Here is a 239-nt window from a genome sequence, read left to right as displayed (position 1 = left end):
AACAGGGGGCGGTGCCTGCTGAGGCATTCACCTGGCATCCAGTTTCCCCTGCGGTCGGCAACGTGCGGAATCAGGGGGCGTCGCTAATTGAACCTCTCTCGTGATGCTTGCTTCGCCAGCGCCAGGGTTCTGTCTGTCCAGGGACTGACCAGAGACCTGTAGCCTGACGACGGGCTTCGTCTTCCAGTGTTGCGTAGTCGCTCCGGACAGGTTTTCCGTGATACCGATATGCCCAGGCC

The 239-nt window shown here is 60.7% G+C and carries 1 pseudogene; it reads left to right on the top strand.

The window, feature by feature from the left end:
- Positions 1-104, top strand: a pseudogene (locus tag RTW80_RS30640) (SOS response-associated peptidase); the annotation flags it as partial.
- Positions 105-239 lie beyond the last annotated feature (135 nt).

The sequence above is a fragment of the Escherichia sp. AM3 genome (genome assembly GCF_032029835.1).
GTDB classification, from domain to species: Bacteria; Pseudomonadota; Gammaproteobacteria; order Enterobacterales; family Enterobacteriaceae; genus Escherichia; species Escherichia coli.
Note: the sequence above shows the minus strand (reverse complement) of the source record. Positions and strands in the feature narration are given on the sequence as shown.